At 59.9% G+C, this 26,267-nt stretch carries 22 protein-coding genes and 1 riboswitch; of the genes, 15 read left to right on the top strand and 7 right to left on the bottom strand.

What is annotated here, in order from left to right:
* Both OLZ32_RS18855 and OLZ32_RS18850 read right to left on the bottom strand, forming a co-directional pair.
* Nucleotides 1–1,950, bottom strand: a complete 1,950-nt coding sequence (locus OLZ32_RS18855) for a hypothetical protein (RefSeq protein WP_264422023.1) — start codon at nucleotides 1,948–1,950, stop codon at nucleotides 1–3.
* A gap of 105 nt (nucleotides 1,951–2,055) precedes the next feature.
* On the bottom strand, nucleotides 2,056–2,856 hold the full coding sequence (locus OLZ32_RS18850) for an abortive infection family protein (RefSeq protein ID WP_264422021.1): 801 nt from the start codon (nucleotides 2,854–2,856) through the stop codon (nucleotides 2,056–2,058).
* A gap of 267 nt (nucleotides 2,857–3,123) precedes the next feature.
* Here OLZ32_RS18850 and OLZ32_RS18845 point away from each other — a divergent pair, with 267 nt between their 5' ends.
* From OLZ32_RS18845 to pstB, 6 genes are all read left to right on the top strand, one after another.
* On the top strand, nucleotides 3,124–3,477 hold the full coding sequence (locus OLZ32_RS18845; RefSeq protein WP_264422019.1) for a cupin domain-containing protein: 354 nt from the start codon (nucleotides 3,124–3,126) through the stop codon (nucleotides 3,475–3,477).
* Nucleotides 3,478–3,708: 231 nt separating this feature from the next.
* A complete protein-coding gene (locus OLZ32_RS18840; protein WP_264398308.1) occupies nucleotides 3,709–5,838 on the top strand; it encodes a bifunctional diguanylate cyclase/phosphodiesterase in 2,130 nt (709 codons plus the stop codon).
* A 356-nt stretch (nucleotides 5,839–6,194) separates the two neighbouring features.
* Nucleotides 6,195–7,217 (top strand): phosphate ABC transporter substrate-binding protein PstS, encoded by a 1,023-nt coding sequence (pstS, locus tag OLZ32_RS18835; RefSeq protein ID WP_264398310.1) that lies wholly within the window; start codon nucleotides 6,195–6,197, stop codon nucleotides 7,215–7,217.
* Nucleotides 7,218–7,305: 88 nt separating this feature from the next.
* Complete coding sequence (gene pstC / locus OLZ32_RS18830) at nucleotides 7,306–8,283, top strand: phosphate ABC transporter permease subunit PstC (protein WP_011651356.1); 978 nt, start codon at nucleotides 7,306–7,308, stop codon at nucleotides 8,281–8,283.
* A 2-nt stretch (nucleotides 8,284–8,285) separates the two neighbouring features.
* The gene (gene pstA, locus OLZ32_RS18825) at nucleotides 8,286–9,143 is read left to right on the top strand and encodes a phosphate ABC transporter permease PstA (RefSeq protein ID WP_264422016.1); all 858 of its coding nucleotides are present in this window, start codon (nucleotides 8,286–8,288) and stop codon (nucleotides 9,141–9,143) included.
* Nucleotides 9,140–9,946, top strand: a complete 807-nt coding sequence (gene pstB / locus OLZ32_RS18820; protein WP_017991014.1) for a phosphate ABC transporter ATP-binding protein PstB — start codon at nucleotides 9,140–9,142, stop codon at nucleotides 9,944–9,946. Before pstA ends, pstB begins: the two co-directional genes overlap by 4 nt.
* 15 nt (nucleotides 9,947–9,961) lie before the next feature.
* On the opposite strand, the gene OLZ32_RS18815 is transcribed toward pstB, so the two are convergent.
* Both OLZ32_RS18815 and OLZ32_RS18810 read right to left on the bottom strand, forming a co-directional pair.
* Nucleotides 9,962–11,206, bottom strand: a complete 1,245-nt coding sequence (locus OLZ32_RS18815; protein ID WP_026160190.1) for a cytochrome P450 — start codon at nucleotides 11,204–11,206, stop codon at nucleotides 9,962–9,964.
* Between the two features lie 59 nt (nucleotides 11,207–11,265).
* Nucleotides 11,266–12,519 (bottom strand): GGDEF domain-containing protein, encoded by a 1,254-nt coding sequence (locus OLZ32_RS18810; protein WP_026160191.1) that lies wholly within the window; start codon nucleotides 12,517–12,519, stop codon nucleotides 11,266–11,268.
* A 437-nt stretch (nucleotides 12,520–12,956) separates the two neighbouring features.
* On the opposite strand from OLZ32_RS18810, the gene clpP reads away from it, so the two are divergent.
* From clpP to OLZ32_RS18780, 6 genes are all read left to right on the top strand, one after another.
* On the top strand, nucleotides 12,957–13,586 hold the full coding sequence (clpP, locus tag OLZ32_RS18805) for an ATP-dependent Clp endopeptidase proteolytic subunit ClpP (protein WP_003547334.1): 630 nt from the start codon (nucleotides 12,957–12,959) through the stop codon (nucleotides 13,584–13,586).
* Between the two features lie 303 nt (nucleotides 13,587–13,889).
* Entirely contained in the window at nucleotides 13,890–15,167 is a 1,278-nt protein-coding gene (gene clpX, locus OLZ32_RS18800) for an ATP-dependent Clp protease ATP-binding subunit ClpX (protein WP_003547337.1), read from the top strand.
* A 402-nt stretch (nucleotides 15,168–15,569) separates the two neighbouring features.
* A complete protein-coding gene (gene lon, locus OLZ32_RS18795; protein ID WP_003547341.1) occupies nucleotides 15,570–17,987 on the top strand; it encodes an endopeptidase La in 2,418 nt (805 codons plus the stop codon).
* Nucleotides 17,988–18,193: 206 nt separating this feature from the next.
* Nucleotides 18,194–18,469, top strand: a complete 276-nt coding sequence (hupB, locus tag OLZ32_RS18790; protein WP_003547346.1) for a DNA-binding protein HupB — start codon at nucleotides 18,194–18,196, stop codon at nucleotides 18,467–18,469.
* Nucleotides 18,470–18,657: 188 nt separating this feature from the next.
* A riboswitch (FMN riboswitch) is annotated at nucleotides 18,658–18,812 on the top strand.
* An 82-nt stretch (nucleotides 18,813–18,894) separates the two neighbouring features.
* Nucleotides 18,895–19,803 carry a riboflavin transporter RibN gene (gene ribN / locus OLZ32_RS18785; RefSeq protein WP_017991017.1) on the top strand — a complete coding sequence of 303 codons (909 nt, stop codon included), beginning with the start codon at nucleotides 18,895–18,897 and terminating at the stop codon, nucleotides 19,801–19,803.
* 95 nt (nucleotides 19,804–19,898) lie between these two features.
* The gene (locus OLZ32_RS18780; protein WP_264422014.1) at nucleotides 19,899–22,097 is read left to right on the top strand and encodes an esterase-like activity of phytase family protein; all 2,199 of its coding nucleotides are present in this window, start codon (nucleotides 19,899–19,901) and stop codon (nucleotides 22,095–22,097) included.
* 73 nt (nucleotides 22,098–22,170) lie between these two features.
* Here the strand turns inward: OLZ32_RS18780 and OLZ32_RS18775 are convergent, their stop codons facing one another.
* Nucleotides 22,171–23,157: an aldo/keto reductase gene (locus OLZ32_RS18775; protein ID WP_264398314.1), complete on the bottom strand. Its 987-nt coding sequence runs from the start codon at nucleotides 23,155–23,157 to the stop codon at nucleotides 22,171–22,173.
* A gap of 146 nt (nucleotides 23,158–23,303) precedes the next feature.
* Here OLZ32_RS18775 and OLZ32_RS18770 point away from each other — a divergent pair, with 146 nt between their 5' ends.
* Nucleotides 23,304–23,705, top strand: a complete 402-nt coding sequence (locus tag OLZ32_RS18770; protein ID WP_264398315.1) for a (R)-mandelonitrile lyase — start codon at nucleotides 23,304–23,306, stop codon at nucleotides 23,703–23,705.
* Between the two features lie 109 nt (nucleotides 23,706–23,814).
* Here the strand turns inward: OLZ32_RS18770 and OLZ32_RS18765 are convergent, their stop codons facing one another.
* The gene (locus OLZ32_RS18765; protein WP_011651366.1) at nucleotides 23,815–24,420 is read right to left on the bottom strand and encodes a class I SAM-dependent methyltransferase; all 606 of its coding nucleotides are present in this window, start codon (nucleotides 24,418–24,420) and stop codon (nucleotides 23,815–23,817) included.
* Nucleotides 24,421–24,585: 165 nt separating this feature from the next.
* Here OLZ32_RS18765 and OLZ32_RS18760 point away from each other — a divergent pair, with 165 nt between their 5' ends.
* Both OLZ32_RS18760 and OLZ32_RS18755 read left to right on the top strand, forming a co-directional pair.
* A complete protein-coding gene (locus OLZ32_RS18760; RefSeq protein WP_003547358.1) occupies nucleotides 24,586–24,939 on the top strand; it encodes a hypothetical protein in 354 nt (117 codons plus the stop codon).
* Nucleotides 24,940–25,071: 132 nt separating this feature from the next.
* The gene (locus tag OLZ32_RS18755; protein ID WP_026160194.1) at nucleotides 25,072–25,620 is read left to right on the top strand and encodes a glutathione peroxidase; all 549 of its coding nucleotides are present in this window, start codon (nucleotides 25,072–25,074) and stop codon (nucleotides 25,618–25,620) included.
* A gap of 383 nt (nucleotides 25,621–26,003) precedes the next feature.
* Here the strand turns inward: OLZ32_RS18755 and OLZ32_RS39245 are convergent, their stop codons facing one another.
* Nucleotides 26,004–26,216, bottom strand: coding sequence for a hypothetical protein (locus tag OLZ32_RS39245; RefSeq protein ID WP_003547362.1), 213 nt, complete (start codon nucleotides 26,214–26,216; stop codon nucleotides 26,004–26,006).
* Between the last annotated feature and the right edge of the window lie 51 nt (nucleotides 26,217–26,267).

Below are 26,267 nucleotides of genomic sequence, written 5' to 3'. Positions count from 1 at the left end.
TCAACGCCGTCCCCGTTTACGCTCGCTGGCCACGAAGTCCTCCAGGACCTCAAGGCAGCGGGCCAAAGTCTTCTGGTCTTTGCAGTACTCCAAAGGCTTCATGCCGTCCAGTTCTGGCCATCCTTGCTTCGGCCATAAGTCCGCGACTTCACGGCGGGGAATACGACTATAAACACGCTCCCAAAGCTTTCCGACCATATCCCGTTTGAGGCTTTCCGCAGCCCGGACTGCATGTTTGGCTTCCCTGATGGTCGAGAGGATGGCCTGAGCCTGGTTGAATCCTCGATAGCTCTCCGACGCGAGCTGTCGAGGTGTCTTGCCATCATGTTCTGAACTCGGGGTGTCCAGAAAGATGTCCACGTCAGGAACAACGAATATCGCTGCCTCCGTCAATCGGAACACACGATCGGTGATTTCCTGGCGCTGTAACGCAGCCGCCTCGGCCTCTTGTCGCCTCCTCAGGACCGCCCATTCGGCCTGTTCTCGCTTTTCCTCCGCGATCCGTGCCGTCCTTAGACGATTGATCAGGCGGTCCATTGGCAATCCTGCCAAGTCTTCAGGCTGCTCGACCTTCTTGTAGGCCCTCATGTCAGCGACCATTCGGTAGACGGCTTCCATCCGCTCGGTCAGGCCTTCGAAGTATCCACTCTCGTCAACAAGTAGTTCTTCAACTGACAGTTTGACGGCGGTTGCCCGACCTTGAAGCCATTGATCGAATTTTGGTAGTCGACCGTCGTCGGGTTCCATTAGAACGCCGATGTTTCGGAAGGCGATCTTCAGCTCCGCTATTCGGCGTTGAGGCCGGGTCCGCTTTTCGATAGTTGCATCTATTCGGAGGCGGAGGTCGCGGTTCATTGCAAACCCTTTACCGCGGGCTTCGTATACCGCGTCTTCCCCTCGCAGTCGTGATAGATAGGCTGACACCTCTTCATAAGGCGACCTGAAATCGTCGTCGATGTTGGCAGCTATCCATTTTGAATGCTCGGACTTCGTGTACGCGATTTCCTTCTTCGGCCAGCCTCCTTTGGAAAAGCTTTCGAGCAGGTCCATCGGACTGAGGAATGCTGATTTCGCTTTATACAAGCGATCGAGGATCACGGCCTGCCACTGGCGGCGGTAAACAATAAAGGCTGACGGCCGGTCGTCGAGTTCCAGGAATTCTGCGAGGCCCAGCTGAGCGAGGTCATCGGACAACGCCTGGGCCTTAACGTGATTTCGGATAACTGGATTGCGGTATACCGCCACGAGGCGCTCGGCCTCGGCCCGCTTTGCGTCTTCCTGCCGCCTCCGATCTTCGGCGAGCTTGGCGGCCATGGTCTTGACCTCGGAGCTGTGGATCAACTTGCGAGGGGCGATGTCGAGGATGATCTCGTCGAGGTCGTCCAGCGCAACGTCGCGATATGCGGACACCATGATCTCAAGGACCTCCACGCCCATGGCATCCAGCTTCTCGATTTTCTGCTGCGAGCACGGGTGCGTATTGGCAATCTCGATGAATATCCGTCGACCGTCGGGCATCGTCGCGGTGACGTCGGGGATCAATTCCCCCGCAACCGCCTCCAGTCTGACATCCGTGAGATCGACGGATCGCTCGGGGATGACCTCTACTTCCTTTCCGTCGAGCCCCAAGATGGATGTGGCGGGCAGCGTCACTCGTCGATACTTGGCGATGATTTCCTTCGCACGTATATGTAGCGCGGTCTCGCCCGCCGATGTGCAGTCGATGACTATATCCTCTGCGCGGTGCGCGAAGTGATAGGCAATTCGGGCTGGATCGCCGCCATTCTTCGCGATCAGCCTTCTTTTGCAGCCGAAACAGATACACCCGCATGCCGCGCCGTTCGGGACTTCGGATATATGCCGAAGCGATCCGTCAACGGCATGCTCGGCGACGAGGATCATGCCTTCGTCGTCGGGGAAGAGATCCGCAATGGTGATCTTCTTTGCCATCGGCGCCTTGAATCGGGGTCAGAGCGGGAGGCTATCCCGGAATGGTTGTCACCGGAAGTCAAAGATAACTAAGGCGCGGCGACATCAGTGCGGATATACTGGGGCTCAGCCCTCGAACTGCCGACCATCGACCGATTTGATGAAGCGGAGGATCGCCGTCACGCTGTCGAAGATGAACCGGGCCTCATCGGAATCAATCAGGTCAGGATTGTCGTGTGCTAGCGACTTGTTGTTGCGGATATCGTTCATTGCCTCGAAAACGCTGATCGAACTCTTGATGATCCGTTCTGACATCTGCGAAAGATTGCGCTGTGCTCCGAGGTGCTTGACGTACCGTCCAACACGGGAGTGAAGCGGGTCATCGACCCCACATTCCCCACCTCCGTGCTTTCTGACCAAAGACGCGAAACGCTTCATGCAATAAGTATGGAGCCGATCCAAGGCAGCGTGTGGCTTCTTCGCGTCGAGGTCACGACGGATAGACGCCACCAATTCGTCCAGGGTTTCATTCGGTTCGAACGTCTCGATTAAAGACGTGTCGATGTCTTGGCTCACCCCTTCGAAGCGGCCTACGGTAATGAAAAAGCTGGTCTCCAGCTCCTCCTCGCGGGTGGTCCGTCCGCCGGTCACCATCGAGCCGCGGTAGTCCCACAGTTCGCGCAACAGTTTCGCGACGGAAGATGCAGGAGCGCGCTCAATGAAAGACCTCAGTCGCTTCGCCTTCGACGTTCCGCGTCCATTGAAGATGCGGCTTTCAGTCTCAGGGTCGATACCAAGAGCTTCATAAAAGAAGTCGTTGAAGGTTCGGTCCGAGAAATCAAGGACGTAGCCTTCGCCCATGTTGAGCGCTTGCTCGAGCTTCTCTCTTTCGACACGCGGGACAAGCTGTTCGTACGTTTTGGCCATTACAATCCAGAATGAAAGCGCTTGGGGCGGGGAGAGCCGTAGCAACAGTCCTGAGCAAGGTCTGTTTGCGAAAATAGTCTACAAAACAATGACCTATCTTTTGGTTGCAGAGTTGGTCAAGGGTATTTGGCGTAAGGCCTATACCTGAGCAAAGGTATGTGAAGAAACAACCACACGTACGTGAAGCCGTCTCCGTTAAAGCTCAATCATTTCAATGGTGATGTTGTCAGACGTACGTGACGAACCACATCTGAGATCAAGGGATCCATGATGACCACGGCAAATTTCATCACCTTCGCCATCGACGGCGTCGAACCCGAGTTCGGCGCTCCGGAGCCTGGCCGGATCATCTCCGGCGACCCGCATTTCCGCGCCTGGAATCTGGAGGAGGCCGAAGGCGGCCTCTATTCCGGCATCTGGGAGGCGACGCCGGGCAAGTGGCGGATCGTCTACGAGGAATGGGAATATTTCAGCCTGCTGGCCGGCCATTCGATCGTGACGGAGGAGGGCGGTGAGCCGGTTCATCTGAAAGCGGGCGACCGAATGATCCTCAGGCCTGGCTTCAAGGGAACGTGGGAAGTCGTTGAAACGACTCGCAAGGACTATGTGATCAAGGTTTGAGCGGGCCAGCAGACCGACGCTGACGATGGCGGGCCTGTCCCGATTTGCGGCGATGACGGCCCGTCTTTCTGCGAATGACAGCGCCTCTTTCCCCGATAGCACGCTTTTAACCAAACCCATTAATCGGGCCTACATCGCCAAATGCTAAACCTTATCTGCAGCGCATTGCGGACATGATGTCTCCTGCCGTCCCACAGACATGGCCTTGCAATTAATCTTTGCGGAATTTGCATGTCGTCGAATCTTGCAACCAGGCACGTTCGGACTCAAACGTCTTCCATCATTGCGACAACCGTCTGCTTCATTGTCGTCGCTCTCGTATTGACCGGCCTTATGGCACATGTCGTCGCCACGATGACCCGGTCGGCGAACGAGATCGACGATGCCAGGGCCAGTCGCGCCGCCCGCGCGGCGGTCGCAGCCTTTGTGGCTCGCTTGAGCGGGACAACGACGGACAATGCCATATGGGACGATGCCTATAGTGCTGTCTCATCTCCGGCGGCTGCGGATTGGGCCTATGAGAATTGGGGAAAAACCAGCGAGGATTATGCGCTTTATGACGGCGCGATCGTGACCGGCCCTGACGGGTCTTCGATCGTCTCCGCCTACGCCAAAGGCAAGCCCTTCCAGCCGGGCACGTTTTTCGGAGAAGCCTTTTATCAGCAGATCAATGCGGCTGCAGCTCCGGCCAAGGCGCCGGTGGTCAATTTCATCAAGACCGATAGCGGTATGGCACTCATCGCCTCGCAGGCGATCCAACCATTCGAGGCCGCCGCCGAGGTTCCGAAGTTCAGCGTGCTGAGTTTCTACAAGGCGTTTACGTCGGAGGTTCTCGACACTCTCTCCAACGAACATGAACTCGAGGGGCTGAGCCTTGAGACGACGCCCAAGCCGGGATTCCTGAACACACCGATCACCGACATCAAGGGAGGCGTGATCGGCTACCTCGTTTGGCCGAGCAAAGCGCCCGGAAGTGCCGTGTTTCAGCAGGTCTATCCTTATCTTGCAGCTTCTACCGTCGTTCTTTCGCTATTCTTGATCGGCGTTCTGTTGGTTGGCGCATCCGAAGCGCGGCGCCTGCGCCAACTGGCGCAAACAGCTCGCTTCGAAGCGAGCCATGACAGCTTGAGTGGCTTGTTGAACAGACAGGGTCTTCTCCGCCTGCTGGAGGATCTGGAGAGCCCGGATCCTTCGTCGCCGCGGCTTTACTTGGTGGATCTCGATGGTTTCAAGGCGGTCAACGATGCTTGGGGGCATGCGGTTGGGGATGATTTGATCCGGATTGTCTCGAACGCGCTGATGACCAGTCATCCCGAAGTCCTGGCCGTGGCCCGGCTGGGAGGTGACGAATTCGCGCTAGTGCACGTTGGAGCCACTGCACGCGAAGAGATGGAAGAGGCGATTCTGGCGCTGTTTGCCGAGCCCTTCAAAATTGACGGGCGAACGATCGAAGTTGGCGCAAGCATCGGAGCTGCAGCGCGCGATGGAGCCATATCGCCTTTGGAGCTTCTTCGCAGAGCCGACATGGCCCTCTATCGTGCCAAGGCAAATGGCAAAGGTCAGGCGATTGAATACGACCCCGAACTGGACCGGGAACGCATACGGGTCGCCGAGCTGGAAGGTCTCTTGAAAAACGCCATCGGCAGCGGCGCAATCGAAGCTGTTTTCCAGCCTCTCGTTTCTGCTTCGACCGGCGCTGTCACCGGTCTTGAAGCACTGGCGCGCTGGAAAACTGCAACGGGAAATGTCAGCCCGGAGATATTCATCCCTCTTGCTGAAAGGTGCGGCCTCATCGATGCCCTTGGCGCCCATATGCTGAGAACGTCGATCGTGCATGCCAAGAGTTGGCCCGGTCTGACTTTGTCGGTGAACGTTTCGCCGATCCAGCTCTGCAATCCGGAATTTGCTGCCCAGGTGATCGCGGTCCTGCAGGAGTTGGATTTCGATCCAAACCGCCTGACACTGGAAATCACCGAAGGCGTTCTGATGACAAATCCGGATCAGGCCCGTCGGTCGATAGACCAACTCAAGCGCGTCGGCATAAAGTTTGCTCTTGATGATTTTGGCTGCGGCTACGCCAGCATCGGTGCATTGCGGCAGTTTGGGTTTGATCGCATGAAGATCGACCGCTCGCTCGTGTCCGCTCTCGATGTAACCGCAAACGGCGCCGATATTCTTCGGGCAACCATCTCCTTGGCGACTGCTCTGCAGATTCCCGTGACCGCGGAAGGCATTGAAAATAGCCGTCAGGCGGCGATCTTGCGAGACGCCGGCTGCGACCAGCTTCAAGGCTATATGCTCGGAAAACCCATGTCGGCATGCGACATATCCAGCAGGCTGCGAGAAGAGTCGGCCGCGTGATCTCGTAAAGGCCATCGCACGAATTCGGTATCGAGCATGAGCGCCCCGGCATTTCCGAAATCCTGAAAGCGACATTTCCAGGCATCGCTGCGGCAATCCACCACAGCCATGCGTCAATCTATCCCAATGTTTTTGCTAAGGCTTTGTTAAGTCCGCGATTCAATCAAAAGGCCGCAACTGCAGCATTTGAGGCACGGCCTCGTGGTCGGTTGCGACCGTCAAATTCCGTCATCAAACTGTAATAAAACGCGCCTAGCCCGCCTGCTGTGACGGGAATTTCAGCGCCCCAGACAATGGACACCCCCTCCATGGCGCTGGTCTCGTTGTTTTTCAAATCCATTAGGGAAGCGCTTCATATGCTCACCAAGAAACTTCTTTCGGCCTGCCTCAGCGCCGGCCTGGTTGCCGCTCTGGCGGTTTCGGCGTCCGCCGCCGATATCACCGGCGCCGGCTCTACCTTCGTCTACCCCGTCCTGTCCAAATGGTCTGCGGACTACAACAAGCAGACCGGCGACAAGCTGAACTACCAGTCGATCGGTTCGGGCGGCGGCATCGCCCAGATCAAGGCTGCAACGGTTGACTTCGGCGCGTCCGACGCCCCGCTAAAGCCGGAAGATTTGACGGCCGGCGGCTTCGGCCAGTTCCCGCTCGTCGTCGGCGGCATCGTGCCGGTCATCAACGTCAAGGGCATCAAGTCGGGCGAACTGAAGCTCACGGGCAAGGTTCTCGCCGACATCTATCTCGGCAATGTCACCAAGTGGAACGACAAGGCCATCGCCGATCTGAATCCCGGTCTGAAACTGCCCGACAGCCAGATCGCCGTCGTCCATCGTTCGGACGGTTCGGGCACCTCCTTCAACTGGACCAACTACTTCTCCAAGGTCAACGAAGACTGGAAGAGCAAGGTCGGCGAAGGAACCGCCGTCAACTGGCCGGTCGGCATCGGCGGCAAGGGCAATGAAGGCGTTGCCGCTTACGTCACCCGCGTCAAGGATTCGATCGGCTACGTCGAATACGCCTACGCCCTGCAGAACAAGCTGCCCTACGTTCTGATCCAGAACGCCGCAGGCCAGTATCCGAAGCCGAATGCGGAAAGCTTCTCGGCTGCTGCCGCCAGCGCCGAATGGGCCAAGGCTCAGGACTTCTACCTGATCATGACCAATGCTCCGGGCGAAAAGGCCTGGCCGGTGACGGCCACGACCTGGGCGATCATGTACAAGGAGCCGAAGGATGCGGCGCGCTCCAAGGCTGCCTTCGCCTTCTTCAAGTGGGCGCTCGAAAACGGCCAGAAGGAAGCCTCTGTCCTCGATTACGTTCCGCTGCCGCAGACCCTCGTGAAGCAGATCGAGGATTACTGGACAGCCTCCTTCAAGGGCTGATCCTGACGAAACTGCGGTCGGGGCGGGAAGTTTGGCTTTCCGCCCATAATGCCTTTGACACCCCCTCAAAGCAGCAGAGCGTACGGAAATGAGCGAAGCAATGGCATCACTGCCCGCCACAACAGCGGGCGTGAAGCGCCGCGACGGCGCGGCAGGCGATCGCATTTTTTATTGGATGGTTTTGGGCTGCGGCCTGTTTGTTTTGGTCGCACTGTTTGCAGCGGCGTTCTCCATGGTCTGGGACGGGTTTCTCGCGTTCCGGACCTTCGGCTTTGGCTTCCTGACCGGCATGGAATGGGATCCGGTTGCCCAGCGGTTCTCGGGCCTTGTACCGATTTACGGCACGCTGGTCACCTCGGCGCTCGCTATGGTCATCGGCGTTCCCGTGAGCCTCGGTATCGCCGTTTTCATTACCGAAGTTGCGCCGCGCTCCATTCGCGGCCCAATCGGCGGCGCCATCGAGCTTCTCGCCGGTATCCCCAGCATCATTTACGGCATGTGGGGTCTCTTCACTTTTGCTCCCTTCATGTCGGATTACGTCCAGCCGGTGCTGATCGACTGGCTGGGCCCGACCCCGGTAGTCGGCGCATTGTTCTCCGGCGCTCCGCTTGGCATCGGCATGCTGACGTCAGGCATCGTGCTGGCGATCATGATCATCCCCTTCGTCTCCTCGGTCATGCGCGACGTCTTCCTGGTCGTCCCGGCGCAGCTGAAGGAATCGGCCTATGCGCTTGGTTCGACCAAGTGGGAAGTGGTGCGCGACATCGTCATCCCGCACACCCGCACCGCTGTCGTCGGCGGCATCTTCCTTGGTCTCGGCCGCGCGCTCGGAGAGACCATGGCGGTCACCTTCGTACTCGGCAACACCCATAACATCGCGGTGTCGCTGATGGAGCCCGGCACGTCGATCGCTGCGACGCTCGCCAACGAGTTTGCCGAAGCTTCGGATGACCTCTACAGGTCGTCGCTCTCGGCGCTCGGTCTCATCCTTTTCGTTGTCACCTTCATCGTTCTGGCGGCCGCCAAGCTCATGCTGGTGCGCATGGCAAGACAGAGGGGAGAGTAGTCATGGCCACCCATTCGGGTTCCATTTACCGCCGCCGCCAGATCGGCAGCATGATCGCCCTTTCGCTCTGCGGCATCGCGACCGTGGTCGGCCTGGTCTTTCTGGTTTGGATCCTCTGGACGACGCTGATACACGGCCTGTCCGCGCTCAGCCCCAGTCTCGTCACGGAAATGACGCCGCCGCCCGGCGAAGATGGCGGCGGTCTCGCCAACGCCTTCATGGGCAGCCTGCTGATGGTCGCTCTGGCTGTCATCATCGGAACGCCGATCGGCGTGCTTGCCGGCACCTTTTTGTCGGAGTTCAGCCGCGGCAAGAAGGTTGGCGAGGCAATCCGCTTCGTCAACGATATCCTGCTTTCGGCGCCGTCGATCATTATCGGCTTGTTTGTCTATGAACTGGTCGTCCGCCCGACGTCACGCTTTTCCGGCTTTGCCGGCGGCATCGCGCTCGCCTTCATCTTCCTGCCGGTCGTGGTGCGCACCACCGACGAAATGTTGCGGCTGGTTCCGGACGTCATGCGGGAGGCAGCACTTTCGCTCGGCATCCCGCGCTGGAAGGTAACGGTCAACGTACTCTACCGCGCCGCCTCCGCAGGCATCCTGACGGGTATCCTGCTTGCGATCGCCCGCATTTCGGGCGAAACCGCGCCACTCCTTTTTACGGCTCTGAACAACCAGTATTGGAGTTTGGACATGTCGCAGCCGATGGCGAATATTCCCGTCGTCATCTTCCAGTTCGCTATGAGCCCCTATGAGCAGTGGCAGAATCTTGCCTGGGCAGGCGCCTTCGTCATGACGGCGATCGTGCTTCTCCTCAGCGTCGGCTCCCGCGCCATCCTCAACCGCAGGAATGCGAAATGATGCTTGAGAACAAAGCCTTCGAACCTCGCCCGGCCCGCTCGGCCACAACAATCGACAAGATGGCGCTGACCGGCGTCAACTTCTATTACGGTGATGCCCACGCGATCCGCGACGTCACCCTGAGCTTTCCCGAGCGTCAGGTCTCGGCCCTCATCGGCCCGTCCGGCTGCGGCAAGTCCACGCTGTTGCGCATCCTGAACCGCATCTACATGCTCTACCCGAAGATGCGTGCCACCGGCTCCGTCACGCTCGACGGCCAGAATATCCTTGACCCCGGCTATTCGATGAACGAACTGCGCGCCCGGGTCGGCATGGTCTTCCAGAAACCGGTGCCGTTCCCGATGTCGATCTACGACAATATCGCCTACGGTATCCGCCACCACGAGCGCATCTCCAAGGCCGAGATGGATGTCCGCGTCGAGCAGGCGCTGCGCTCGGCAGCGCTCTGGGACGAGGTCAAGGACAAGCTGAAGGGCAGTGGTCTCGGCCTTTCCGGCGGTCAGCAGCAGCGTCTCTGCATCGCGCGCGCCGTAGCACTTCGCCCCGAGGTGCTTCTCCTCGACGAGCCGACCTCCGCCCTCGACCCGATCTCGACTGCCAAGGTGGAAGAGCTGGTCGCCCGGCTGAAGACGGATTTCACCATCGTCATCGTCACCCACAACATGCAGCAGGCAAGCCGCATCTCCGACAACACCGCCTTCATGTATCTGGGCGAACTGGTGGAATACGGCCCGACCGCCGAGATTTTCCAGTCGCCGAAGGTCAAGCGCACGGAAGACTACATCACCGGCCGCTACGGCTGATCCGCAAAGAGTGGATCACCATTGCAGATCCAGTCGGTCCAGCCCGTGGAAATGGTAGACGTCCTTGACCACGGGTGTCTTTGCCATCTTGAGGCCGGCCAGCCGTTCGAACAGGATCGGCAGCACGACGTTGAGCTCCAGCCGCGCCAGCGGTGCGCCGATGCAGAAATGGATGCCGGCGCCGAAGGAGAGGTTTGCCGCCTCGGTGCGGTTGGGCTTGAAGGTGAGGGGATCTGTGAATTTTGCCGGATCGAGATTGGCGGCGGCGAGGATGAGGCTGACCTTGTCGCCGCGCTTGAAGGAGACGCCGTCGATTTCGGCAGGCTCCAGGGCCCAGCGCTGGAAGATGTGGACAGGCGCGCAGATGCGCAGGGTTTCCTCGACGGTGCGCTCCGTCGTCGCCTCGTCCCGGAAGAGTTCCGCCGGATCGCAGCCGCTGTCGAGAATGGTGCGCACGGAGTTGCCGATCTGGTGCACGGTCGCCTCATGTCCCGCATTAAGCAGCACGATCGTCGTCGAGACGAGCTCCTCCTCGGTCAGATACTGGCCCTTGTGCTCGGTATGGATCATGTGGGTCAGCAGGTCGTCGCGTGGGGTCGCGCGGCGTTCGGCGATCACCGTCTTGACGTAGTCGGAAAATTCCTTGGCCGCTCGTTCGGCCTCTTCCTCCTGCTCGCGCGTACGGCCGAACATGTACATGCGGACATAGGCGTGCGACCAGGCGAGCAGCTGCGGCCCCATCTCCTCGGGAATGCCGATCATCCGGGCGATCATCGTCACCGGGATGATGTCGGCAAAGGCCGAGAGCAGCTCGACCTCACGCTTCTCCGCGAAGCCGTCGATCAGCCGGTTGGTGAGTTCGGCAAGTTCCGGCTTCATCTTCTCGACATGGCGGGAAACGAAGGCGCGGTTGACGAGCGTGCGCAGCCGTGTGTGCTCCGGCGGTTCGAGTTCGAGCAAGGAATAACGTTCCGAGAGATCGAAACTGGCAAGATGCGGCATCGGCTCGGCAAGGCCGAGCTCCTCGCGGCTGGCGATATGCAGGATCTGCCGGCCGAAGCGCCGGTCGCGCAGCAGGCCGTTCACATGGTCGTAACCCGTGAAGAACCACTGCTTCTGCTCGCTCCAGTAGAAGGTCGGGCAATGGGCATGAAGTGCGGCATAGACGGCATTCGGGTCGCCGTAGAAGGCCGGATTGCGGCCGTCCAGTGAGACATGACGGTTGGCGCGGTCGATCGAGAGAAAGGATGGGATCATCATACCCCGAGGCTTAGCGGATTTGCCGGGCATCGGGAAGATGTGGGGCAAGCGATCCCGGACTACCCGGCCCGTGACAATGTACCCATGCGTCGCAGCGCTTCGACCTGGTCGTCGACCGTAGGCACGAGTTCGCCGGCAGTGCTGCTCGGCGTGGCCGGTGCAGGGGCCGCGGCCTCCGCTTCGCCGAAGGTGACCGTGCAGTTGCGGCCGGCGGCCTTCGCCGCATAGAGCGCCCGGTCGGCGGCCGAGATCAGCTTGTCGATATTGGCTTCGATCGAGGAGGCGAGCGCGATGCCGATGCTGACGGTGACCGGAACGATTGCTTCGCCGGTGCTGACGGGAAGACGGCAGAATTCGGTGCGGATCGCTTCGGCGATCGCCTCGGCTTCCGTCTGGTCCGCGACGGCGGCGAATGCGGCGAATTCCTCGCCGCCCATGCGGCCGAAGATGTTGTTCGGAATATACTGGCGGGCCATGCGCGCAAAGGCGGTCAGCACGGCATCGCCGGACTGGTGGCCGAAACGGTCGTTGACGCGCTTGAAATGGTCGAGATCGAAAAGGATCACCGCAACCTGGCGCTGCTCGTTATGAGCACGTTCCTGGATGCCGTCGAAATAGCCGAGCAGGCCGCGGCGGTTGAGCACGCCGGTCAGCGAGTCGGTCAGGGTGAGGGCACGCAGGTGCCGTTCGGAGCGCTCCATGATCAGACGGCAGGTGAACGCGAAGGCGATGGTCAGCAGGAAGGCGCTGGCCATGGCGGAGGCGCCGCCAAGATTGGTCGCCTCGATATCGCTTGGCATCGTCAATGCCATCGTCAGCGCCGAGCCGAAGCACAGGCAGCCCTGGAGGATGAACACACCCATAAGCTTGATGCGGGTACGCTCACGGCGCATGTCGCCGGCGGCGACCGCCATGGCGAGTGCCGTCGCACCCGTCGCCGAAGCAAGGTTGTAGAGCACCACCCGGTTTGAATAATCGCTGTTGACCCAGGGCAGGAAGACACCGGCGAGCCAGATTACCGGCGGCAGCAGTGCCCACCATTCGATCCTCTTGCGGTCGAGTGCCAGAAAACCAGCCACCCAGGCGCTCTGGCCGAGCAGGGCGATGGCATTGCCCGCCTCTACTGAAAGCACGCTGGGGATTTCGCCGCGCAGCGCGACCATCGCAAAGCCGATGCCGGTCAGGAGGAAGCCCAGGCCCCAATAGAGATAGGCCTCGTTCCTGACATTGTGGCGCCAGGCGACGAACAGCACCAAAGCGAGCGTCATGGCCTCGGAACACCAGATCGCGAGACCTGTAGCGAAATTGAACACGGCAGCAACCCCTTGTCTGTCCGTTCGCATCCTTGCCGAGGAAGCTCGCTACTTCCTTAATGTCGCTGCGCTGCGGCATTGTTTTAGGCCGATATCTGCCGGTAGGCTTTCCGTCGGGTAAACGTGTATGAGCATAGTCGAAAAGAGTAAGCCTTCCTTCATCCTGTCATGGAGAAAAGCCGGGGGAGACCGTACCAAGGGCTCGCCGTTAACAGGCGTTTGAGGGAAAGAGGCTCAATGCATGTCGCCCGGAAGTGTGCAGCGGTTCCGGGATAACGACATGCATGAAAAGAAGGAGCTCAGCCGCCTTGCCCCGCCTTCTTAACGTTATCCTCATGCGTGTCTTGAAGAGGAGGGCCGGGACACTCTATGTAGGGGTAAGATATTTTTTCTTTGATTCCCGGCGCCGGCCGGCGAGACGTTGACAAAGGACGCACATGAGAAACCCAGTCGATACCGCAATGGCCCTCGTTCCGATGGTCGTGGAACAGACCAACCGCGGTGAACGCTCCTACGACATCTATTCCCGCCTGTTGAAGGAACGCATCATCTTCCTGACAGGTGCTGTCGAGGACCATATGGCGACGCTCGTCTGCGCCCAGCTGCTCTTCCTCGAGGCCGAAAACCCGAAGAAGGAAATCGCCCTCTACATCAATTCTCCCGGTGGCGTCGTCACCGCCGGCATGGCGATCTACGATACGATGCAGTTCATCAAGCCCGCGGTTTCGACGCTCTGCATCGGCCAGGCCGCATCCATGGGCTCGCTGCTTCTCGCGGCCGGCCACAAGGACATGCGCTTTGCCACGCCGAATTCCCGCATCATGGTGCACCAGCCCTCGGGCGGCTTCCAGGGCCAGGCTTCGGACATCGAGCGCCACGCCCGCGACATCCTCAAGATGAAGCGCCGCCTGAACGAGGTCTACGTCAAGCACACCGGCCGCACCTATGAGGAAGTTGAAAAGACGCTCGATCGTGACCATTTCATGGATGCGGACGAAGCCCAGAGCTGGGGCGTGATCGACAAGGTTCTGACGTCGCGCCTCGAAATGGAAGGCGAGCAGGCCTAGTAATTAATAGGGATGGTGTTTTCCTCGCCACAGTTCTATCCCATTTGTGATTGAACAAGGGCTTTCATCCGGCGACGAAGACGCTAATAGTAACTATTAATGCTATGTTGAATTTTTATGACATAGCATTCGGCATTCGAAGGGGAATTCGTTGCCGCCGGGACCAGGACATGATTGGTTGGGCCCGGTTCGTACCCCCTGAAGCCCTTCTCGGCAAAGGCTCCGGAAACGGAGTGCCGCCAGGAGCTGATAGAGTGGACCGCGATTTCGCCTTGAAATGCGGCGTGCTGGAAGGAAAGTGATATGAGCAAGGTCAGCGGCAGCAACGGCGGCGACTCCAAGAACACTCTTTATTGTTCGTTCTGCGGAAAGAGCCAGCACGAAGTCCGGAAACTGATTGCCGGACCGACCGTCTTCATCTGCGATGAATGCGTCGAATTGTGCATGGACATCATCCGCGAGGAGAACAAGTCCTCGATGGTCAAGTCCCGCGACGGCGTTCCGACGCCCCAGGACATCATCAAGGTCCTCGACGAATATGTCATCGGCCAGCGGCAGGCGAAGAAGATCCTGTCGGTTGCTGTTCACAACCATTACAAGCGCCTGGCGCACGCCTCCAAGAACGGCGAAGTCGAACTGGCGAAGTCGAACATCATGCTCGTCGGTCCGACCGGCTGCGGCAAGACCTATCTTGCCCAGACGCTCGCCCGCATCATCGACGTTCCCTTCACCATGGCTGATGCAACGACGCTGACCGAGGCCGGTTATGTCGGCGAGGATGTCGAAAACATCATCCTGAAGCTGCTGCAGTCGGCCGACTACAACGTCGAGCGTGCGCAGCGCGGCATCGTCTACATCGACGAAGTCGACAAGATTTCGCGCAAGTCCGACAACCCGTCGATCACCCGCGACGTCTCGGGCGAGGGCGTGCAGCAGGCGCTGCTGAAGATCATGGAAGGCACGGTCGCTTCCGTTCCGCCGCAGGGCGGCCGCAAGCACCCTCAGCAGGAGTTCCTGCAGGTCGACACGACGAACATCCTGTTCATCTGCGGCGGCGCTTTTGCCGGCCTCGACAAGATCATCTCTGCCCGTGGCGAGAAGACCTCGATCGGCTTTGGCGCTAGCGTCAAGTCGCAGGATGACCGCCGCGTCGGCGAGGTCCTGCGCGAACTGGAGCCGGAAGACCTGGTCAAGTTCGGCCTCATCCCCGAGTTCATCGGTCGTCTGCCGGTTTTGGCGACGCTCGAGGACCTTGACGAGGATGCGCTGATCCAGATCCTGTCCGAGCCGAAGAATGCGCTGATCAAGCAGTATCAGCGGCTGTTCGAGATGGAAGACGTGGAACTGAACTTCCACGAGGACGCTCTGCGCGAAATCGCCCGCAAGGCGATCGTACGCAAGACCGGCGCTCGCGGCCTTCGCTCGATCATGGAGAAGATCCTGCTCGACACGATGTTCGAACTGCCGACGCTGGAAGGCGTGCGCGAGGTCGTCATCTCCGAGGAAGTGGTGCGCGGTTCGGCCCGTCCGCTTTACATCTATGCCGATCGCCAGGAAGAAAAGGCCAACGCTTCGGCGTGACCCTTCCGGCTTTCGTGTGATTATTTTGGGGGCTTGCCATTGGCAGGCCCCTTTCTATTTGAAAAACCATGCGAAGCGCTGTTAGTATTTGCCGGTGGGAACCGAAATTGCCTTTGCCGATGTTGCGCAAGGGATCGTGCTTGGCAATGATGCAATGATCCGTAAGCCTCTTGCTGGCGTTTGTATTTTAGCCGGGTCGGAAGTGGTAAGCGCCGGTCCAGCCACGCGCTTCATAGTGTTGGCGTTCCGTTGTAATAAAGCTGTCACATCCGAGGGACGCGGGCGTTAGCGTGGCTTGAAAAGCGTAGTCAGAACCTCCACTTGTAGCAACAAGTAGAGTGCCGGCCGGTCCCAAGCGGCCGTGCAGAGAGCCCGGCAACGGGACGATGGAAAGGACATAAAATGACGAAGAAAACGTCTGTAGCGAGCAGCACTGCCTACCCTGTTCTGCCCCTGCGCGACATCGTGGTTTTCCCGCATATGATCGTGCCGCTGTTCGTCGGACGGGAAAAGTCGATCCGTGCGCTCGAAGAGGTCATGGGTTCCGATAAGCAGATCATGCTGGTGACGCAGATCAACGCCAGCGACGACGATCCGGATCCTTCCGCGATTCACAATGTCGGCACAGTGGCGAACGTGCTGCAGCTCCTGAAGCTGCCCGACGGCACCGTGAAGGTTCTGGTCGAAGGCCGCGCCCGCGCCGAGATCGACACCTATACCAGCCGCGAGGATTTTTATGAGGCGCTCGGCCATGTGCTCGAGGAGCCGCATGACGATCCGGTCGAACTGGAGGCCTTGTCGCGTTCGGTCGTCTCCGAATTCGAGAGCTACGTGAAGCTCAACAAGAAGATTTCGCCCGAAGTGGTCGGCGCCGCCAGCCAGATCGACGACTATTCCAAGCTCGCCGATACGGTCGCCTCGCATCTGTCGATCAAGATCACCGAGAAGCAGGAGATGCTGGAGACCACCAGCGTCAAGCAGCGCCTCGAAAAGGCCCTCGGCTTCATGGAAGGCGAGATCTCGGTCCTGCAGGTCGAAAAGCGCATCCGCTCGCGCGTCAAGCGCCAGATGGAGAAGACCCAGCGCGAATACTACCTCAATGAACAGATGAAGGCGATCCAGAAGGAACTCGGCGACGGCGAGGAAGGCCGCGACGAGATGAGCGAACTGGAAGAGCGCATCTCCAAGACCAAGCTGTCCAAGGAGGCCCGCGAAAAGGCCGATGCGGAGCTGAAGAAGCTGCGCCAGATGAGCCCGATGTCGGCGGAAGCCACCGTCGTGCGCAATTATCTGGACTGGCTGCTCGGCATTCCCTGGGGCAAGAAGTCGAAAATCAAGGCCGATCTCAACAATGCCGAGAAGATCCTCGAAGCCGATCACTTCGGTCTCGACAAGGTCAAGGAGCGCATCGTCGAATATCTGGCCGTGCAGGCCCGCGCCACCAAGATCAAGGGCCCGATCCTCTGCCTCGTCGGCCCTCCGGGCGTCGGCAAGACCTCGCTCGCCCAGTCGATCGCCAAGGCGACCGGCCGTGAGTATGTCCGCATGGCGCTTGGCGGCGTTCGTGACGAAGCCGAAATCCGCGGTCACCGCCGCACCTATATCGGCTCGATGCCCGGCAAGGTCATCCAGTCGATGAAGAAGGCGAAGAAGTCCAACCCGCTCTTCCTGCTCGACGAGATCGACAAGCTCGGCCAGGACTATCGCGGCGATCCGTCCTCGGCCCTGCTGGAAGTGCTCGATCCGGCGCAGAACATGACCTTCATGGATCACTATCTGGAGGTCGAATACGACCTGTCGGATGTGATGTTCATCACGACGGCGAATACGCTGAATATTCCGGCGCCCTTGATGGACCGCATGGAGATCATCCGTATCGCCGGCTACACCGAGGATGAAAAGCGCGAAATCGCCAAGCGGCACCTGCTGCCGAAGGCCATCAAGGAACATGCGTTGCAGCCGGAAGAATTCTCGGTCAGCGACGACGCCCTGATGGCGATCAGCCAGCAGTACACCCGCGAAGCCGGCGTCCGCAACTTCGAACGCGAATTGATGAAACTCGCCCGCAAGGCGGTCACCGAGATCATCAAGGGCAAGACGAAGGCCGTTCATGTGACGGCTGCCAACATCTCCGACTATCTGGGCGTTCCGCGCTTCCGCCACGGCGAAGCCGAGGGCGAGGATCAGGTCGGCGTCGTGACCGGTCTTGCCTGGACGGAAGTCGGTGGCGAGCTGCTGACCATCGAAGGCGTGATGATGCCGGGCAAGGGCCGCATGACGGTCACCGGCAATCTGAAGGAAGTCATGAAGGAATCGATTTCGGCAGCGGCCTCCTATGTCCGCTCGCGAGCCGTCGATTTCGGCATCGAGCCGCCGCGCTTCGACAAGAGCGATATCCACGTGCACGTGCCGGAAGGCGCAACCCCGAAGGATGGCCCCTCGGCCGGCGTCGCCATGGCAACCGCGATCGTCTCGATCATGACCGGCATCCCTGTGGACAGGCATGTGGCCATGACCGGTGAAATCACCCTTCGCGGCCGTGTGCTGCCGATCGGCGGTCTCAAGGAAAAGCTGCTCGCAGCGCTTCGCGGCGGCATCAAGAAGGTGCTGATTCCGGAGGAAAACGCCAAGGACCTGGCGGAGATTCCTGACAACGTGAAGAACAACATGGAGATCATCCCGGTATCCCGCATGGGCGAGGTGATCAAGCATGCACTGATCCGGCGGCCGGAGCCGATCGAATGGGACGGCACGGTGGAAACGCCGGTCATCACATCGGTCGAAGGCCTCGATGAGACAGGCGCAACCATAGCGCATTGAGTGGCCTTTGCCACATTTATGCCCAATTGGCGCAAAACACGGAAAAAGGCTGGCGGAAACGCCAGCCTTTTTTGTGAAAACGTCATGTAGACGCTTGCTTTTCCTTGATTTGCAGGGCTTTTGGGTTTTCGGCGGGCCTGATGAAACCTATTCTGCGCCTAGCTTACTTTTGAGTCGTTTCATACCATTTAGAAAGGGGTGGAAACATGAACAAGAATGAACTCGTGTCCGCAGTAGCCGAAAAGGCAGGACTGACGAAGTCTGACGCGGCTTCCGCTGTTGACGCGGTTTTCGACGTTGTCCAGGCTGAACTCAAGAACAAGGGCGACATTCGCCTCGCGGGTTTCGGCAGCTTCACCGTTTCTCATCGTGCCGCATCGAAGGGCCGTAACCCGTCGACGGGCGCTGAAGTCGACATTCCGGCTCGCAACGTGCCGAAATTCACGCCCGGCAAGGGCCTGAAGGACGCCGTCAACGGCTGATCTGAGATTATCCCACCAGCCGGAAACGAGACCGGTTGTGCAGGATTTGAGAGGGGTTCGGCTTTGCCGGACCCCTTTTGCTTTAGAGCATGATGCCGAAAAGTGTGAGCGGTTTTCGGACGACATCATGCTCTGCTTTTTTGATCTAGGAGCGCTCTTGCTGTCGCCCGGGCTTTAATCTACGACGTTTCTGTTCTCAGGGCGGGGTGAAACTCCCCACCGGCGGTAAGGGTTTCGGCCCGAGCCCGCGAGCGCCTTCTCTCGTGTCCAAGTGGGGGAAGGGTCAGCAGATCCGGTGCGATTCCGGAGCCGACGGTTAAAGTCCGGATGGAAGAGAATGAGCGTCGGCCGTGCGAAGGGCGGGGGTTGCCCTGTGTCGCCTGTCGGGGTTCATGCGTCCTGATTTATGTTGGTCCCTTTTATGGATGAAAGACATGAATCAGACTTCCGTTGCCGTCGACCCATCCCGCGCCGTTGTCGGGGCACTCTGGATGGTCCTTGCCGGCATTGCCTTTTCGCTTCTCAACGTCGTCACCCAATGGCTGACGATGAAGCTTGCCTTTCCCTCGGCGTCGGCAGCTTTCTGGCAATATGGCTTCGCCTTCCTGTTTTCGCTGCCGTTCCTGAAGAGGCTCGGCCTTGCGGCGATGCGCACGCGCTATCCCTGGCGCCACCTTGCGCGCGTCGTGCTTGCCGCGCTCGGCGTCGAGGCTTGGGTCGCCGGCCTTGCCGCGGTGCCGATCTGGCAGGCGATCGCACTGGTGATGACCTCGCCCTTCTTCATCATTCTGGGCGCCCGGCTTTTTCTGGGTGAGCGCGTCGGCCCGGCCCGCTGGGCTGCGACGGCGGCGGGCTTCACCGGAGCGATGATCATTCTGCAGCCATGGTCTGATGGTTTTGGCTGGGCGGCTCTCTTGCCTGTGCTTTCGGCGCTGCTGTGGGGCGCCTCGTCGCTGATCACCAAGAGCCTGACAGGCATCGAACGGCCGGAGACGATCACCGTCTGGCTGCTCGTTCTGCTGACGCCGATAAATGGCGGGCTGGCGCTTGCGGCAGGCTTTGCAGTGCCGACGGGCGCGACCCTTGCCCTGTTCCTGCTGGCGGGGCTGCTGACCGCCGTGGCGCAGTATTTCCTGACGCTTGCCTACGCCGCAGCCGATGCCGCCTATGTCCAGCCGTTCGACGATCTGAAGCTGCCGTTGAATGTGCTGGCCGGTTGGCTGTTCTTCGGTTATGCGCCCGCGGGTTACCTCTGGCTGGGAGCGGCTCTCATCCTGTCTGCTTCGCTGTTCATCATGCGAAACGAGATGCGCCGGGAGCGCAAACTCGCCTGACATGATCTGACGCAAAATGCCGCATCTGTCATGCCTCTGTCATGCGGCTCCCGCAGAAAACTCATGTTTCGAATGTTCGACACATGGGGGATTTCATGACAATTTCATCGCGCAAGGCAGCGCTTGCTGCCGTGCTTCTCGCATCGGTAGCCTTTCCGGCCGCGGCCGAGCCGGTTTTCAACCGCATCGCTTCCTTCCCGGTTGCGCAGAACCTGCCGGCCGACAAGGACAAGCTTTCGGTGAGCTCCGCCGAGATCATCACCGCGACCGATGACGGCAACACGCTGATCTATAGCGACAGCCCGCTCGGCGCGATCGGCTTTATCGACATTACCGATGCCAAGGCCCCCAAGGCCGGCGGCGCGCTGATGATGGATGGCGAGCCGACTTCGGTCACCTCGAGCGCCGGCAAGGCGCTCGTTGCCGTCAACACCTCCGAAAGCAAGGCGAAGCCCTCGGGCCGTCTCGCGATCGTCGACGTGGCGACCAAGAAGATCGAAAGCACGTGCGATCTCGGTGGTCAGCCGGATTCGATCGCCCTCAACAAGGACAAGACGCTCGGCACCATCGCAATCGAAAACGAGCGCGACGAAGACGTCAATGACGGCAAGATCCCGCAGATGCCGGCCGGCGATCTCGTCGTCTTCCAGGTCAAGAACGGCACCGTCGATTGCGGCACCATCAAGCACGTGGCGCTGACCGGGCTTACCGGCGCCGCCCCGGAGGATCCGGAGCCGGAATTCGTCGCCTTCAACGGCCTGAATGAGATTGCCCTCACGCTGCAGGAAAACAACGAGATCGTCATCATCGACGCCAACACGGCTGAAGTGAAGACGCATTTCTCCGCCGGCAGCGTCAATCTCTCCGGTATCGACACCAAGCGTGACGGCGCCCTGAAATTCGCAGGCGAAGCCAAGGGCGTGCTGCGCGAACCGGACGCCGTGAAGTGGCTGGACGACAACCGCCTCGTCGTCGCCAATGAAGGCGACTACCAGGGTGGCTCGCGCGGCTTCACCATCTTCGACAAGACGGGCAAGCTTCTCTACGAATCGGGCGCCTCTTTCGAACGCGCCGTCGCCCATATCGGCCACTATCCGGAAAGCCGCTCGGGATCGAAGGGCGTCGAGCCGGAAGGCCTCGAAGCCGCCAAGTTCGGCGACATCAATTATTTCTTCCTGCTCGCCGAGCGCGCCTCGGTGGTCGGCGTTTTCAAAAATACCGGCGCCGATCCCGAACTCGTCCAGCTGCTGCCATCAGGCATTTCGCCGGAAGGTGCGATCGCCATTCCCGCCCGCAATCTTCTTGCGACCGCCAACGAGGTCGATCTCGGCAAGGACGGCGGCACACGCTCGCATGTGATGATCTACGAGCGCTCGGAAGGCGAGAAGGCCTATCCGCAGATCGTCTCCGCTGAAAAGGACGGCAATCCGATCGGCTTCGCAGCCCTTTCGGGTCTCGCCGCCGTTCCGGGCAAACCGGGCATGCTCTACGCCGTCAGCGACAGCGTTCTGGGCTCCCAGCCGACCATCTATACGATCGACGCCAGCAAGAAGCCGGCCGTCATCACCGACGCCCTCGTCGTCAAGCGTGACGGCGCCCCGGCCCAGAAGCTCGACATCGAAGGCATCGCGGCTGCCGCCGATGGCTCCTTCTGGCTCGCCTCGGAAGGCTACAGCGAACGTCTCGTTCCGCACGCGCTCTACAACGTCAATGCCAAGGGTGACATCAAGGCCGAGATCGCCCTGCCGAAGGAGCTCGTCGCCAATGAAATCCGCTACGGCTTCGAAGGCGTGACCATTGTCGGCGCCGGCGACGACACCACGCTCTGGATGGCGGTCCAGCGCGAGTGGAGCGACGACGAGAAGGGCTTCGTCAAGCTCGTCTCCTACAATCCGAAGAAGAAAGAATGGGGTGCCGTTCGCTATCCGCTCGACAAGACGGAAAGCGGCTGGGTCGGCCTGTCGGAAATCTCGGCTCAGGGCGACAGCGTTTACATCCTCGAGCGCGACAACCTCGTCGGCGATGCCGCCAGGCTGAAGAAGCTCTACAAGGTCGCGATTTCAGACCTGAAGTCCGCCAAGCTCGGCGGTGAGCTGCCGGTCGTCAAGAAGACCGAAGCCCATGACTTCCTCGGTGAGCTGAAGACTGCCACCAACGGCTATGTGCTGGACAAGCTCGAAGGCTTCACCTTCGACGCGTCGGGCAAGCCCTACGCGGTGACCGACAATGACGGCGTCAGCGACTCCTCCGGCGAGACCCTGTTCTTCCCGGTCGAGCTGAGCGCGACAAACTGAGCTTCTGACCGTTACACGACATAAAAATGGCCGGGCGAAAACCCGGCCATTTGCATTTTGGGATGTCGATGGCCTACCAGCGCTGATGCACATGCGGCGCGATCAGCCGCTCGTAGATCTCGCGCGTTGCCGCCATGACATCGGCCGAAAGGGGCGCAAGGTCGGCGGCAGCCGCGTTGGCCCTGGCCTGCTCGCCATTGCGGGCGCCGGGGATGACGACGGTGACGGCGTCGCTCATCAGGATCCAGCGGAGCGCGAAGGCAGCCATGGTGGCGCCCTCGGGCACCAGCTTGCGCACCTCTTCCACTGCCTGCAGACCGACCTCGAAGGGAACGCCGGCAAAGGTCTCGCCGACATCGAAGGCTTCGCCGTTGCGGTTGAAATTGCGGTGGTCGTCGCTGGCAAAATGTGTGTTCCGGGTGATCTTGCCGGAGAGAAGACCGCTGGCGAGCGGCACGCGGGCGATGATCGCCACGTTCCTGCGGCGCGCTTCCCGGAAGAACAGATGATCGGGGCGCTGGCGGAAGATGTTGTAGATGATCTGGATGCTGACGACGCCGGGATATTCGATCGCCTTCAGCCCGTCTTCGACCTTTTCGACGCTGACGCCGTAACCCTTGATCTTGCCAGCCTTCTGCAGGGCGTTCAGGCCCTCGAAGATCTCAGGCCGGTAAAGCGCGTCGCGCGGCGGGCAGTGGAGTTGCACGAGGTCGAGGCTGTCGACGGCAAGATTCGCCAGGCTGCGGTCGATGAAGCCTTCGAGATTAGCCTTGGTGTAGCCTTCGGCGACATGCGGGTTGAGGCGGCGGCCGGCCTTGGTGGCGACCATCGGCCGTTCGCCGCCGCGCGTCTTCAGCACGTCGGCAATGATCTTTTCAGAGCGGCCGTCGCCATAGACATCCGCCGTATCGATGAATGTCATGCCGGAGTCGAGCGCGGCATTGAGCGCCGCGCGTCCGTCGGCCTCGCTGATATCGCCCCAGGAGCCGCCGATCTGCCAGGCGCCGAAGCCGACATTGGTGACGGTGAAGGGCATGCGGCCAAAAGCATGGTGTTTCATGAAAAATCCTCCGTAGGTGATGAAAGGTGTTGGAATTATCAGTCGGGTGAGTCCGCGGCAATTGTCGATCCAGCTTTGATTGGTCGCTCCGATGAAATATCGTTCTGCTACAAGGCTTCAACCGTATGGATGGAAAAGGAAAGATCATGGAGATCAAACCCGCCGGCTCTCGCCCCTCGACGAAGCCTCCGGCCGATTATTTCACCGGCGCCGTTCGCCAGGATCCGCTGATGGAAACGCCGGCGCCGGCACGGGCGAGGGCGGTGTCCGTCACCTTCGAACCCGGCGCCCGCACCGCCTGGCATACGCATCCGCTCGGCCAGACGCTGATCGTGACATCAGGCAAGGGCCTCGCCCAGAGCTGGGGCGGGGACATCCGCGAGATCCGCGCCGGCGATACCGTCTGGTTCGCGCCGGGCGAAAAACATTGGCACGGCGCTGCCCCGGACACGGCGATGACGCATATCGCCATTCATGAGGCGCTGGACGGCAATCACGTCGACTGGCTGGAGAAGGTCAGCGACGAGCAATATTCCGGCCAAGCGTAAAGCATGTCACGCAAAAGTGTGGAGCGGTTTTGCGGTTAAGACATGCGCAAGACCAAAGACCTAAAGCGCGTGAAGCGAATCTGAAAGATCGCGCCGCGCTTTAGACTGATCAGAGCCGCTTCAGGCAATAGGAAAAATGCGCGTGCGATTCGACCGTCAGGAACTCGAATTGCCAGCCATAATCCTTGCAGAACTTGGTGACCGCCTCGACGACGCCATAGACGATCGGCTTGACCGTATTGCCGGTGCAGAAATCATGCCCGGCAATGCGCCCCGTCCGCTTCACCTTCTTTTCGCAGAGCAGGAGTTCCTGCCAGGTGAGCTCGAAGGAATGATCGGTATCGATATAGGCCCAGTCGAGGAAATCGTCCTCGAATTCGGCAAGCTTCTCGAGCGATGTGCCCTGCATCAGGTGCAGCCGGCCGGCCTCGATCTCGGCCGCGAAATTCGTGTGGATCGAGTCGAGCCCGGAACTGTAGCGATCCATCGACCAGGGATCGATGAGGTAGAGCTGCGCCGGGCGGTTCTTTTCCAGGATCTCCGCCGTATATTCGCCGAAGGCTGCTCCCACCTCGACGCCGATGCCGCCGTTCGGAATCCGGTAGAGCAGCTCGCCGCGATCCGGCAGCAGCCGGGCGTTCTCCATATGATGGGCGCTGAGCGGGGTGCGCGGCATGCTCGCCCGGAGCGCCTGCCTTTCTTCACGTGTCTTCATCTCTGATCTCGGGATTGCGGGCGACCGACGGCCCTGATGCGGTTTGACGGGAAGGTAGGAGCAGCCGGCACCGATGACAACCGCATGACAGGAATTTGCTTCTTTCGAACAAACCGCTAAGTTCCATCTGTGAACTGACGAAAAAGCCTCGGGAGGAGCGATTTCATGAGACGCATGTGGCCTGAAGAATTCAACGCCATCATCAGCGGAGCTGAGGAGGTGATGTTGGAAACACCAGCCGAGGCCGGCGAAGCGCCGCTGCAGCGCAAGGCGCTGAAGGCGCGAATCACCATGCAGGATTACGAGCGGATCTGGCCGCTCGCCGAGATGCGCTTCCGGCTCGGCGAAAGAGATGGCAAGGCCATCACGCTGATCACCACCAACCCTCACTATCATCCCTGGCACCCGAAGGACGGCGGCAGCGTCGATTCCGTGTCGGACAGTGGCCGCCATTACAAGACGGATTATCTCGTCGTGCACTTCCTGCTCGACGACGTGAAGGAAACGTCTCCCGCCTGAGGTGCTGAGGCCCGGTGCGGCCGGAAGCCGCACCAGCGTCCTGTGGAAGCCAAGTTGATCCCGACGCTGATGACAACGGCGGCGATAACGCTAAGCTTGGCGAAACATATTCTGACGAAATTGGAGGTTCCCGTGACGGGCAATGTGCTGGATATCCCGGTCAAGACTGTGGATGGTCGCGAGACCACGCTCAACGAATACAAGGGCAGGGTGCTCCTGGTCGTCAATGTCGCCTCGAAATGTGGGCTGACCGTCCAATATGAGGGGCTGGAAAAGCTCTATGGCGAAAAGCGTGAACGCGGCTTCGTCATTGCCGCTTTCCCCGCCAACGACTTCAAGGGCCAGGAGCCCGGTACCGACGCTGAGATCCTCGATTTCTGCACCAGTACCTACGACGTCACCTTCCCGATCTTCTCGAAGATTTCGGTCAAGGGCGAGGCCCAGCACCCGCTTTATCGGCAACTGACCAAGTCGGGTGTCGCGACGACGGGCGACGGCCCGATGCGCGAACGCCTGAAATCCCACGGCATGACAGGCAGCGATGAGGACGACATCCTCTGGAACTTCGAAAAATTCCTGATCGGCCGCGACGGCAAAGTCGCCGCCCGATTCGCGCCGGATGTGACGGCCGACGATTCGCGGCTGGTTTCCGCTGTGGATAAAGAACTGTCGAAGGGATGAATGGTAGGGGATGAGCCCCACCAGAAAGAGGGATGCTCATTATCCCGATCGGGCTCTCACATCTCAGTCGGAGAAAACGAGAAAGTGCATCAGGCGCCGTCCACAGAGGCGCGGGAAAAACGCCGCTTCGGAATCCCGATATTCGCCGCTTCGGGATTCCGAAATTCGTCGCGTTTTGCGAGGCGTCGATAGGAAAAAACATGCAATGATTTCAATCCCGCAACCAATTTCGGGATTCCGAAGTGCTATAGAGTTTGGTGGGGAGTTCCCGGCAAAGGCATGTGGCCACGATCAGAGACTCTGTCTCAGTGACAGAGCCATAGACGCCCTCAGGCTACCAAGCGAGTCTGGACTGCGATGATTTGTGAAGCTGAGCAGGATCTTCAGATCCCAAGCACGCTCACCAGCGGGGGCGTAAAGTCCTTGAAGCCCACTCTCGGCCAATCACATCTTTTGTCGAATTTCATCTTTGGTTCGTGGCGCTGACATTTCGGATTCGTCTTGAATGCATATCCGGGCAGGGTGACGTATGTGGCACTTGGCGCGCCAAGGGCAATCGCGATGCACAACATCAATACGGAGCGCAGGGTCCTCATGGCACACCTCCAGGCGTGATGAACCTTCAAGCGCGGAGACATTCCGGGCGA

The organism is Rhizobium acaciae (assembly GCF_025941625.1).
GTDB classification, from domain to species: Bacteria; Pseudomonadota; Alphaproteobacteria; order Rhizobiales; family Rhizobiaceae; genus Rhizobium; species Rhizobium acaciae.
The sequence above is the reverse complement of the archived record's forward strand: the minus strand, read 5'-3'. Positions and strand labels throughout refer to the sequence as shown.

What these genes read in the sequence shown, in the direction of transcription:
- OLZ32_RS18855 (WP_264422023.1), bottom strand. Translation starts at nt 1,950, where the DNA reads ATGGCAAAGAAGATCACCATTGCGGATCTCTTCCCCGACGACGAAGGC.
- OLZ32_RS18850 (WP_264422021.1), bottom strand. Translation starts at nt 2,856, where the DNA reads ATGGCCAAAACGTACGAACAGCTTGTCCCGCGTGTCGAAAGAGAGAAG.
- OLZ32_RS18845 (WP_264422019.1), top strand. Translation starts at nt 3,124, where the DNA reads ATGATGACCACGGCAAATTTCATCACCTTCGCCATCGACGGCGTCGAA.
- OLZ32_RS18840 (WP_264398308.1), top strand. Translation starts at nt 3,709, where the DNA reads ATGTCGTCGAATCTTGCAACCAGGCACGTTCGGACTCAAACGTCTTCC.
- pstS (WP_264398310.1), top strand. Translation starts at nt 6,195, where the DNA reads ATGCTCACCAAGAAACTTCTTTCGGCCTGCCTCAGCGCCGGCCTGGTT.
- pstC (WP_011651356.1), top strand. Translation starts at nt 7,306, where the DNA reads ATGAGCGAAGCAATGGCATCACTGCCCGCCACAACAGCGGGCGTGAAG.
- pstA (WP_264422016.1), top strand. Translation starts at nt 8,286, where the DNA reads ATGGCCACCCATTCGGGTTCCATTTACCGCCGCCGCCAGATCGGCAGC.
- pstB (WP_017991014.1), top strand. Translation starts at nt 9,140, where the DNA reads ATGATGCTTGAGAACAAAGCCTTCGAACCTCGCCCGGCCCGCTCGGCC.
- OLZ32_RS18815 (WP_026160190.1), bottom strand. Translation starts at nt 11,206, where the DNA reads ATGATGATCCCATCCTTTCTCTCGATCGACCGCGCCAACCGTCATGTC.
- clpP (WP_003547334.1), top strand. Translation starts at nt 12,957, where the DNA reads ATGAGAAACCCAGTCGATACCGCAATGGCCCTCGTTCCGATGGTCGTG.
- clpX (WP_003547337.1), top strand. Translation starts at nt 13,890, where the DNA reads ATGAGCAAGGTCAGCGGCAGCAACGGCGGCGACTCCAAGAACACTCTT.
- lon (WP_003547341.1), top strand. Translation starts at nt 15,570, where the DNA reads ATGACGAAGAAAACGTCTGTAGCGAGCAGCACTGCCTACCCTGTTCTG.
- hupB (WP_003547346.1), top strand. Translation starts at nt 18,194, where the DNA reads ATGAACAAGAATGAACTCGTGTCCGCAGTAGCCGAAAAGGCAGGACTG.
- ribN (WP_017991017.1), top strand. Translation starts at nt 18,895, where the DNA reads ATGAAAGACATGAATCAGACTTCCGTTGCCGTCGACCCATCCCGCGCC.
- OLZ32_RS18780 (WP_264422014.1), top strand. Translation starts at nt 19,899, where the DNA reads ATGACAATTTCATCGCGCAAGGCAGCGCTTGCTGCCGTGCTTCTCGCA.
- OLZ32_RS18775 (WP_264398314.1), bottom strand. Translation starts at nt 23,157, where the DNA reads ATGAAACACCATGCTTTTGGCCGCATGCCCTTCACCGTCACCAATGTC.
- OLZ32_RS18770 (WP_264398315.1), top strand. Translation starts at nt 23,304, where the DNA reads ATGGAGATCAAACCCGCCGGCTCTCGCCCCTCGACGAAGCCTCCGGCC.
- OLZ32_RS18765 (WP_011651366.1), bottom strand. Translation starts at nt 24,420, where the DNA reads ATGAAGACACGTGAAGAAAGGCAGGCGCTCCGGGCGAGCATGCCGCGC.
- OLZ32_RS18760 (WP_003547358.1), top strand. Translation starts at nt 24,586, where the DNA reads ATGAGACGCATGTGGCCTGAAGAATTCAACGCCATCATCAGCGGAGCT.
- OLZ32_RS39245 (WP_003547362.1), bottom strand. Translation starts at nt 26,216, where the DNA reads ATGAGGACCCTGCGCTCCGTATTGATGTTGTGCATCGCGATTGCCCTT.